The sequence below is a fragment of the Leucobacter sp. M11 genome, assembly GCF_035726885.1.
Lineage (GTDB): Bacteria > Actinomycetota > Actinomycetes > Actinomycetales > Microbacteriaceae > JAPFRB01.
In genome coordinates, this window is sequence record NZ_JAPFRB010000004.1 from 402,569 (window position 1) to 411,806 (window position 9,238).

6 protein-coding genes and 1 pseudogene are annotated in these 9,238 nt (G+C 68.2%); 1 reads left to right on the plus strand and 6 read right to left on the minus strand.

Annotation, left to right across the window (positions count from 1 at the left end):
- The 4 genes and pseudogenes from OOT08_RS13990 to mtnA form a co-directional block, all read right to left on the minus strand.
- Positions 1-185, minus strand: a pseudogene (locus OOT08_RS13990) (ABC transporter permease); the annotation flags it as partial.
- The gene (locus tag OOT08_RS13995) at positions 182-1,762 is read right to left on the minus strand and encodes an ABC transporter ATP-binding protein (protein ID WP_325093402.1); all 1,581 of its coding nucleotides are present in this window, start codon (positions 1,760-1,762) and stop codon (positions 182-184) included. The pseudogene OOT08_RS13990 and the gene OOT08_RS13995, both read right to left, overlap by 4 nt.
- Positions 1,763-1,902: 140 nt before the next feature.
- Positions 1,903-2,925: a BMP family ABC transporter substrate-binding protein gene (locus tag OOT08_RS14000; RefSeq protein WP_325093403.1), complete on the minus strand. Its 1,023-nt coding sequence runs from the start codon at positions 2,923-2,925 to the stop codon at positions 1,903-1,905.
- Between the two features lie 64 nt (positions 2,926-2,989).
- Positions 2,990-4,012 carry an S-methyl-5-thioribose-1-phosphate isomerase gene (gene mtnA / locus OOT08_RS14005; protein WP_325093404.1) on the minus strand — a complete coding sequence of 341 codons (1,023 nt, stop codon included), beginning with the start codon at positions 4,010-4,012 and terminating at the stop codon, positions 2,990-2,992.
- A 526-nt stretch (positions 4,013-4,538) separates the two neighbouring features.
- On the opposite strand from mtnA, the gene OOT08_RS14010 reads away from it, so the two are divergent.
- The gene (locus OOT08_RS14010; protein WP_325093667.1) at positions 4,539-5,867 is read left to right on the plus strand and encodes a PhoH family protein; all 1,329 of its coding nucleotides are present in this window, start codon (positions 4,539-4,541) and stop codon (positions 5,865-5,867) included.
- A gap of 130 nt (positions 5,868-5,997) precedes the next feature.
- Here the strand turns inward: OOT08_RS14010 and OOT08_RS14015 are convergent, their stop codons facing one another.
- Both OOT08_RS14015 and OOT08_RS14020 read right to left on the minus strand, forming a co-directional pair.
- Positions 5,998-8,397: a hypothetical protein gene (locus OOT08_RS14015; RefSeq protein WP_325093405.1), complete on the minus strand. Its 2,400-nt coding sequence runs from the start codon at positions 8,395-8,397 to the stop codon at positions 5,998-6,000.
- A gap of 418 nt (positions 8,398-8,815) precedes the next feature.
- On the minus strand, positions 8,816-9,238 hold a 423-nt coding region (locus OOT08_RS14020; protein ID WP_325093406.1), incomplete at its 5' end, for a hypothetical protein.

Consider the following 9,238-nt stretch of genomic DNA (forward strand, 5'->3'; position numbering starts at 1 on the left):
ATCGGGATGGCCCGCTGCAGGGTCGTGCTGAAGCCCATGCCGGAGCCGAAGGAGCCCTTCACCATCGCGGCGTAGCCCTCGAGGGGGTTCGCCCCGGCGATGAGCATGAACACCGCGCCGATGAGCAGCGCGAGCACGATGGAAACGGGGATCGGGCCGGTGAGCCAGTCGCGGACGCGCTTCATCGGGTGGCTCCGTTCGAGTCGGGTGCGGACGCGGCGGCCGGGGCGATCGGGGCGATCGGGTCCCCCGGGCGCTGCCGCTGTCCGGCCATGTAGAGACCGAGCTGCTGCTCGGTGGCGTGCTCCTTGGGCAGCTCGGCGACGATCTCGCCCTCGAACATGACCAGGATGCGGGTGGACAGCGACATGATCTCGCTGAGCTCCGCGGAGATGAGCAGCAGTGCCCCGCCCGCGTCGCGGTACTCGGTGAGCTCGCGGTGGATCGACTCGATGGCGCCGACGTCGACGCCGCGGGTGGGCTGCTCGGCGATGAGCACGGGGGAGTCGTAGTCCATCTCGCGGGCGACGACGACCTTCTGCAGGTTGCCGCCGGACAGGGTGCCGACCGGCGTGGCCGGGCTGGCGATCTTGACCCCGAAGCGGGCGATGAGGCGCTCGGCGTGCTCGACGAGCCGGGACCGGGAGAGCAGTCCCCGCTGCAGCAGCGGCGCGTTGCGGTGGTGGCCCATCGCGAGGTTGTCGGTGGCCGAGGCGGTGGGCGCGCTGCCGATCGCGTGCCGGTCCTCGGGGATGTAGGCGAGGCCGCCGTCACGGCGGGCCGCGATCGAGGCCTTCGTCAGGTCAGCGCCGGAGACGGTGATGCTGCCGCCGGACAGGGCGCGCATCCCCATGATCGCCTCGGCCAGCTCGACCTGGCCGTTTCCGGCGACGCCCGCGATGCCGACGATCTCGCCGGAGCGCACGGTCAGGTCGACGCCGCCGACCGCGTTGCGGTTGCCGGAGCCGGGCACGGTGACGCCGCTCGCGGCGAGCACGACCTCGCCCGGGGGCTGCTTGGGCGGCGGGGTGCTCAGGTCGACGTCGCGCCCGGTCATGTTGCGGGTAATCTCCTCGGGGGAGGAGTCGGCGGTGACGAGGTTGGCGACGACGCGGCCGTCGCGGAGCACCGTGACCCGGTCGGAGATCGCCATGACCTCTTTGAGCTTGTGGGTGATCAGGATGATGGTGCGGCCGTCGGCCTTGAGCGCGCGGAGCACCTCGAAGAGGCGCTCGGTCTCCTGCGGAGTGAGCACGGCGGTGGGCTCGTCCAGGATCAGCACGCGGGCGTCTCGGTAGAGCGCCTTGACGATCTCGACGCGCTGGAGCACGCCGACGGGCACGGAATCGACCCGGGCCGTCGGGTCGAGCGCGAGGCCGTAGCGCTCAGCGATCTCGGCCACCTCGCGGTTGGCGCGGGCGCGGTCGATCAGCCCGCCGCGGGTGGGTTCCTTTCGGAACACCACGTTCTCGGCGATGGTCAGGGAGGGGAAGAGCTTAAACGACTGGAAGACCATGCCGATGCCGGCGTCGATCGCGTCGAGTGGGGAGGCGAAGCGCTGCTGCTCGCCCCGGATGAAGATCTCGCCCTCGTCGGGCTGATAGACGCCGGCGAGGATCGACATGAGGATCGACTTGCCCGCGCCGTTCTCGCCCATGAGCGCGTGAATCTCGCCGGTCTCGACGGAGAAGTCCACGTTGTCATCGGCGAGCACACCGGGGAATCGCTTCGTGATTCCGCGCATCTCGACTTCGGCGGTCATCTTCACTCCTTCAAGGCGGGTGGGGGCGGATCTATTCTCGCGTATCGCACGCGACGCCGGAGCCGATCGGCGGGAAAACTCTGGAACGCACGTGCGCGGCCGAGCGTTTCTGCTCGGCCGCGCACGTGGTGACCCGCTGCTTAGGCGCTGGGGTCGGTGACGGTGACCTTACCGGAGACGATGTCGTCCTTGGCCTGCTTCACGGTCTCGAGCAGCTCCGGGTTGTCCATGACGGTGCAGCCGGACTCGGCGGCGTCGTCGGTGAGGCTGACGATGTTCATGCCGCCCTCCTTGAGGCCGAAGGAGCTGGTGGCGTCCTTGGGAGCCTTGCCGTCGATGATCTCGTCGACGACGGTGTTCACGACCACGTCCACGGCCTTGATGGTGCCGTCAACGACGTTGCCGGGGGCCATCTGGCACTGGTTCGCGTCCACGCCGTAGGCGAAGAAGCCCTTCTCCGCGGCGGCCTCCATGATGCCACCGTTGGCGGCGGCGCCAACGGCGAAGACCTGGTCGGCCCCGCCGGAGACGAAGGCCAGGGCCTGCTCCTTGGCGCGGGCGGTGTCAGCGAAGGGGTTGTCGCCACCGATGACCTGGGGCTTGTTCGGGGCGAGGTCCGAGTTCACGGACTGCGCGCCCTCGTAGAAGCCACCCGCGTACTTCTGCAGCAGCGGGATGTCGAGGGAGATGACCGAGCCCACGTTGCCCGACTTCGTCAGGCTGCCGGCCTCAACGCCGAGCAGGTAGGAGGGCTCCTGCTCGCGGAAGGTGGCCGAGTACAGGTTCGGCAGGTCCTTCTTCGCGGGGGCGTCGATCAGGAGGAACTTCTGGTCGGGGTACTGCTCGGCGAACTCGACGGCCATGTCCTCGAACTGGAAGCCCAGCATGACGGTGACGGCGGGGTTCTCGCCGACGGCGGCCTCGAGGTTCGAGCGGCGCTCCTCGTCCGTGCGGGACTCGAAGGTCTTCGACTCGCCGCCGTGGCGCTTCGCGGCCTCCTTGATGCCGGCGTCGCCGGACTTCAGGAACTCGTTCACGCCGATCGGGTCGCTCGTGATGTACACGAAGTTGTCCCCGGACGCGGCGTCGCCGCCGCCGGCGCAACCGGTCATGAGCAGGGCGGCGGAGGCCAGCCCCGCAACGAGTGCGGTCTTCTTCAACATTGAGGTGGGTCCTTTCAAAACGGTGAGGCGCTCAAGGTGCTTCGAGCAGTGTAACTGGGGAGACCTAGGCGGTGCGGGTCGCGCCGAAATCGATACCGGAAAGCGTCTCGCCGAGATCCGTGCGGATCACGCGGCGGTCGGTCACGATCGCGGTGATGAGCTCGTGCGGGGTGACGTCGAAGGCCGGGTTCACGGCCTCGGTGCCCTCGGGGGTCGTCCGGGTGCCCGCGAAGGAGACGACCTCGGCGGAGCCGCGGTCCTCGATCTCGATGTCCGCGCCGGAGGCGGTGTTCATGTCGATCGTCGACTCGGGGGCGACCACGATGAAGGGGACGCCCGCGTGCTTCGCGGCCAGCGCGAGCGAGAAGGAGCCGATCTTGTTCGCGGTGTCGCCGTTGGCGGCGATCCGGTCCGCGCCGATGAAGACGGCGTCGGCGATGCCGCGGGACAGCAGGAAGGGCCCGGCCGAGTCGACGAGGAGGCGGAACGGCGCGCCCATCTGGGTCAGCTCCCACGCGGTGAGGCGCGCGCCCTGCAGCAGCGGGCGGGTCTCCAGCGGGAAGACCTCCTTGAGCCAGCCCTGCTCGTGGATCGTCTGGATCACGCCGAGGGCGGTGCCGCGCTCGACCGCCGCGAGGCCGCCCGTGTTGCAGATGGTCATGATGTTCGCGGTCTCGTTCGGCACGAGGCTGCGGACGAGGTCGGCGCCGTAGAGCCCCATCGAGGTGCAGGCGGCGACGTCCTCGGCCATGATGTCGAGGGCCTCCTGCAGGACCGCGGCGGGGCCGCCGTCGAGCGTGGTGAGGACCCGGTCGACACCCCAGGAGAGGTTCACGGCCGTCGGCCGCGCGTCGCGCAGGCGCTGGGCGTCAGCGCGCACCGCGGCCTCGTCGTCAGAGCCCGCGGCGATGAGGGCGACGCCGAGCGCGCCGGCCACGCCGAGGGCGGGGGCGCCCCGCACGGCGAGGCGCTGGATGTCGACGATGAGGCTGTCGAGATCCGTGATCCGATTTACCACGATCTCGTGGGGGAGTTTGGTCTGGTCGATGAGTTCGATCGCGCCGTCTACCCAGTCAATGGTCCGCACGGGGCCCCTTTCGAAGATGTCTAACAACTGAACGTCGTTGGCACTATGTTACCCGGCGATCCGTCGATTCGGGGACCGGGATCTGCGGAAAAAGAGTCGTATTTTCGCGGGGCTTCGGCGGGGTAGTTGCCCGGTTTTCCGGGCTAGCCTCTGGATCTGGCAGCGCCGAGACGACCGGGGTCGCGGCGCGGGCGCGCGGGAAGCGCTCGCCTTCGCCCTCCGCGGTGTTGTTAGACGACGCCGGGGAGGGCTCGGATCGAGTCCGATATCGGGCCGCGCTACCCGCGCCCGGGGTTTGCCCGCCGTTCACCCACTCGTGACCTTCGCTGAGCGTGTCGCTCTGGCCCCGTGCCCCATCCCGGCGTAGCGTGAGCGGCATCAGGTACCGTACCTGGTCGGGGCGACCACACTTCGATCCTTGGACACGACACCGGTCGTCTCGGAACACGAGCCGGGCTCCGGCCCGGGGCGGGGAGTTGTTGTGAAGACGACGAAGAGTTCCACCTCAGTCAGCGAATCGACCCGGGTGGACACACCCGCGGAGCACCCGGAGCGGATCGGCCAGGCCGAGCGCACCTACGTGCTCGACACGTCGGTGCTGCTCTCCGACCCGAACGCGCTGTTCCGCTTCGCCGAACACTCGGTCGTCATCCCCGTCGTGGTGATCTCCGAGCTGGAGAAGAAGCGGCACGACCCCGAGATCGGTTTCTTCGCCCGCTCCGCGCTCCGGCACCTCGACCGGCTCCGCGAGCACCACGAACGACTCGACTTCCCCGTGCCCGTCGGCGACGGGGGCTCGCTCCGGGTCGAGCTGAACCACTCGAACCAGGCGGTGCTCCCGAGCGGGATGCAGCTCGGCGACAACGACTCGCGCATCCTCGCGGTCGCGCTGAACCTCGCCAACGACGGGCTCGCCGTCACCGTGGTCTCGAAGGACCTGCCGATGCGGGTCAAGGCGGCCTCGATCGGCCTGCACGCGGACGAGTACCGGGCCGAGCAGGCCCGGAGCGACGGCTACGCGGGCATCGAACACCTCGACCTGAGCGACGAGCAGATGGGGGACCTCTACGACACCGAGGGCCTCACGGAGCTGCCCGAGCTGGCCGAGGTGCCGCGCAACACCGGGCTCGTCATCCAGTCCCCGCGCGGCTCCGCGCTCGGCCGGGTCACCGGGGAGGGCTCGCTCCGGCTCGTCCGGGGCGACCGGGAGCTGTTCGGGATGAACGGGCGCTCCGCCGAGCAGCGGCTCGCGATCGACCTGCTCCTCGACCCCTCGGTCGGCATCGTCTCCCTGGGTGGCCGGGCGGGAACCGGCAAGTCCGCGCTCGCGCTCGCCGCGGGGCTCGAAGCGGTGCTGGAGCGGCAGCAGCACCGCAAGATCCTCGTGTTCCGGCCGCTCTACGCGGTCGGCGGCCAGGAGCTGGGCTACCTGCCCGGGGATCAGCAGGAGAAGATGAACCCCTGGGGGCAGGCCGTGTTCGACACCCTCGGCGCGGTCATCAGCCAGAACGTGCTGGAGGAGGTCATCGCTCGCGACATCATCGAGGTGCTGCCGCTGACCCACATCCGCGGGCGCTCACTGCACGACGCCTTCGTGATCGTGGACGAGGCGCAGTCGCTCGAGCGGAACGTGCTCCTCACGGTGCTCAGCCGGATCGGGCAGCGCTCTCGCGTGGTCCTCACCCACGACGTCGCCCAGCGCGACAACCTCCGGGTGGGCCGCCACGACGGCGTCGCCGCCGTCATCGAGCGACTCAAGGGCCACCCGCTCTTCGGGCACGTCACCCTGACCCGCTCCGAGCGCAGCGAGATCGCCGCGCTCGTCACGGAGCTGCTGGAAGACGGCGCGCACTAGCGGTCCGCACCGCCAGGGACGCCCCGGGAACCGTGACCCCCTCGCCTCCGGGCAAGGGGGTCACGGTTTTCCAACCCCGGCACAACAGGGGACGGCCCGAGGGGGAGGGGTCGGCCCCTCGGGCCAGCTGCTATTCCCCGCCGGAACTGACCCGGCGGCGAATCAGGACGGTTGCCCCGGAGAGCAGGAGCAGCGCGGTGACGGCCGCGAGAGCCCCCAGCCCTCCAGCGCCGGTCGTTGCCAGTCGCCCCGGTGCGACCGGGACCGAGGGGACGCCGGGCTTGCCCGGCACCTTCGGCTTCTCCGGCTCCTCAGGAACGGTGGGCACCTCGGGCTGTGGCTTCACCACAATCGTCTCGCTGCTCGCTCCGCACTTGCCCCGGGAGAGGAGCTCACCCTCCGCGTCGGTGGCATGCTCAATAAAGGAGTAGGTGCCCGCGTTCTCTCCATAGGCATACCCAGTCTTCGTGGTGATGGTGAAGCTGTTCTCGCTTTCTTGTTGAGGTTTCGCCTGCTCGTAATCGAGCCGCTCTGAGGTCCACACCTGGGTTTCCTCGCTGCACACGAGCTCCTCGCCGGTCTTCACAAAATACAGCTCGGAGACGCCACCGTCGCCGGGCTTGATCTCCCCGGTGATCAGATGCGTGTCCAGGAGGCTCCCGCCATCACCTGCGACGGGAGGCTTCCCCGTGCTCGTGTGCACCAGCGTCGTCACCACGAGCTCCCGGTCGGGCGTTGGGGTCTTCACCTGGTAGCTCTGCGTGCGATCATCGCAGCTGGACTCGAAGGGCTGCACTCGGTCGTCGCCGGGGAAGGAATGCACCACGACCCAGGTGCCCTCGCCGAGACTCTCGTCGACCTTGAACGAGTAAGCAGAAACCGGGTCGAATCCGTTTTTGGCCGGGGATGTGGTGCTGGTTTGGAGGGTGGCAGCGGTGCAGGAGGTTGCGGTCGGCCACTCTGGACCGGGGACGAAATGGAGACTATTGGTCACCACCGCAACATCGGCGGCGAAGCGCTCCGTGCCCGCAAAGCCCCCGTGGTTCTCGGGGAAGCCTGTTCTCCACTGGTCATCGACCAGGAAAATCCCGTCAACCGTTTCCCGCACGGAAAGCGACGACACGATTTCGAGGGGGTGCCGGACGGAGGCCGTTTCATCCGGAACCCCGAAGGCGTCCTTCCAGCCGGACTCGATGAACTCCGAGTACTCGGGGAACTGGGACGCTGCTTTCACCTCCCACACCCAGGTAATGAACTGCGGGTCGACGCCCTCGATCGTCGCGGGGCCGTAGACCCCGGGTCCCCGATTCGCGGTGATCTGGGCGGTGCCCACGACGCTCGCCCCCTCGGGGATTTCGGTCTGCTGCTCAGGGGGAACTTCTCCCGTGGAGTAGGCCGTACCGTCGAAGACCACCGGGATAAACGCCCCGTTTCGTTTGAGCCACATCGTGTCTGCCGCAGGAAAAACCTCAAGGTTGTCCTCAAGAACTCCGTTATCGACGAGTTTTTTGGCAACCGATGAGATCGCCTCTGGCCGGAAGTGCAGCTCAACCTCAACCGTGTCAGACGCCTCGGCGCTCAGGTACACGGGTTTCTCCCCAACCATGGTTTGGTGCCCCGGTTGGGAGCCGATGACGACGGTGCCGCCCGGCAAGGTCTTCGCCACGGTCATGCGCACGGTTGCTGACCCATTTCCGGTCGCGAAAGCTCGGGCGGAGAGCAGTGTCTCGGCGGAGGTCATCACGAGTGTTTTCCCGCCAGCTTCCCACTCAAGCTCCCCATCGATGGTGAGGGTAATCTCGTGCCCCGGGACGGGGAAGCCCGCCTGGGACAACACCCCAATCCCGTCGACGGACCAGAGCGGGTGTGCTGCGTCGTTGAGCTGCGGCTTCCCCACCGCATTCATCATCGGAACCACCTGAAACCCGTCCGTGGTGTAGGGGCCACCGTACTGCTCGCCCTCGGCAAGGTACTGCGCGGCGAGAGCAGCAACGTCAGGGTAATGCTCATTCAGCGAGTTCATCCAGGTCGCCCGGGATTCCTCCTTCGGGCGCACATCGGACCCCGTGTCGTATTGACCGTGGACGATGCTCGCAATAGCAGCCCGTGATTCGGGGGTGTCGATGGCAGATTTTGTGGCGAAGACGTAGGAGAGCGCGGACGCGTTGACCTCGTAGACGTCATGAAATTCCAAGGCTTGCCAGGGGCCAACCGTCATGCACCACCAGAGCGCCTGTTGCAGGTCACCGGGAAGCCCCCTGGGCATACTGAATGCTCCCGCCCAGTAGCCACGATCCGACCCCGGATAGGGCAGGAACACGCCCTGCCCAACGTTGTGGGTGCTCTCGTCCCCAACGGCCCCGGGCTCGGGGTCGCCGACGGCGATGGGCACGTCATTGATGTCGATTGCGGCGCGTTCGGGCTCCTCTGCTGAGGCGACTGAGCCGATACCGGTGATCGAGCCCACGGCCAAGCAGGCGGTGAGCGCGGCGGCGAGAATGGTACAGCGAAATGGTGTGGTTTTTTGCATGGCAATGAACCCCTCTGTGGTGTCGCCAGGGCAGATCTCTGAGATGCGCAAAGCAGCGAGCCCGAAGGGGCTTGAGCCTGGCTGGCGGGATAATGTTCGAGCAGAACGGGGGTGAGCGTCGTCGCTCGCCCCCGGCGGGCCACCCGGGGGCGGCCTATCGTACAATCCGAGAAATTCGCCGATCAGATTCGGCGTGTCGAAACACTAACCGTGAACTAGAAGGTTAGCTACGGGAGTTTTGTGTTTGTTATGTCTTGGTGATGCGTTGGTTATGTTTCGGTTATGAAAAGTGGGTCGCGCGCGTTCGTGCTGTGCCGCGACGTTCGCCGAGCGAGGTTCCGCTCGGCAACAGCCGCACCCAGCGTGGACAGTCACCGGTCGGGCGGCCCTGACGGAGTCGCCGCCGGCATCGAGCGGCTCAGGGGCCGCCCGGGCCCGGGTCGGCCGCGCGGGCCTCGGCGACCCGGGCGGCGCTGGGCGCGATCAGCATCGGGAGCGCCCCAAAGCCGAGGCCGAGCATTGCCGCCAGGAACACGATCCCGGCCACCCAGGACTCGCCGGTCCCGGCCCACAGCCCACCGAACAGCATGACCGCGATCTCGAACAGAATCGTCCCGGCCGCAAACAGCGTGACCCGGATGCCCGTGGGCTCCGCTCGGCAGGCCCAGCCCATCACCGCGGCACAGAGCACGGTCACCCCGGCGGCCATCGCCGTCCCGGAGAGGATCGGCGGCGTCGGCGTGTACTGTACCCCGCCCGCGCCGCCGATGTGCCCAATGGTGTGCTCCGGCAGCACGGCGGGGCCGAACGCGGCGAGGGTGAGCACGGCAATCCCGGGGAG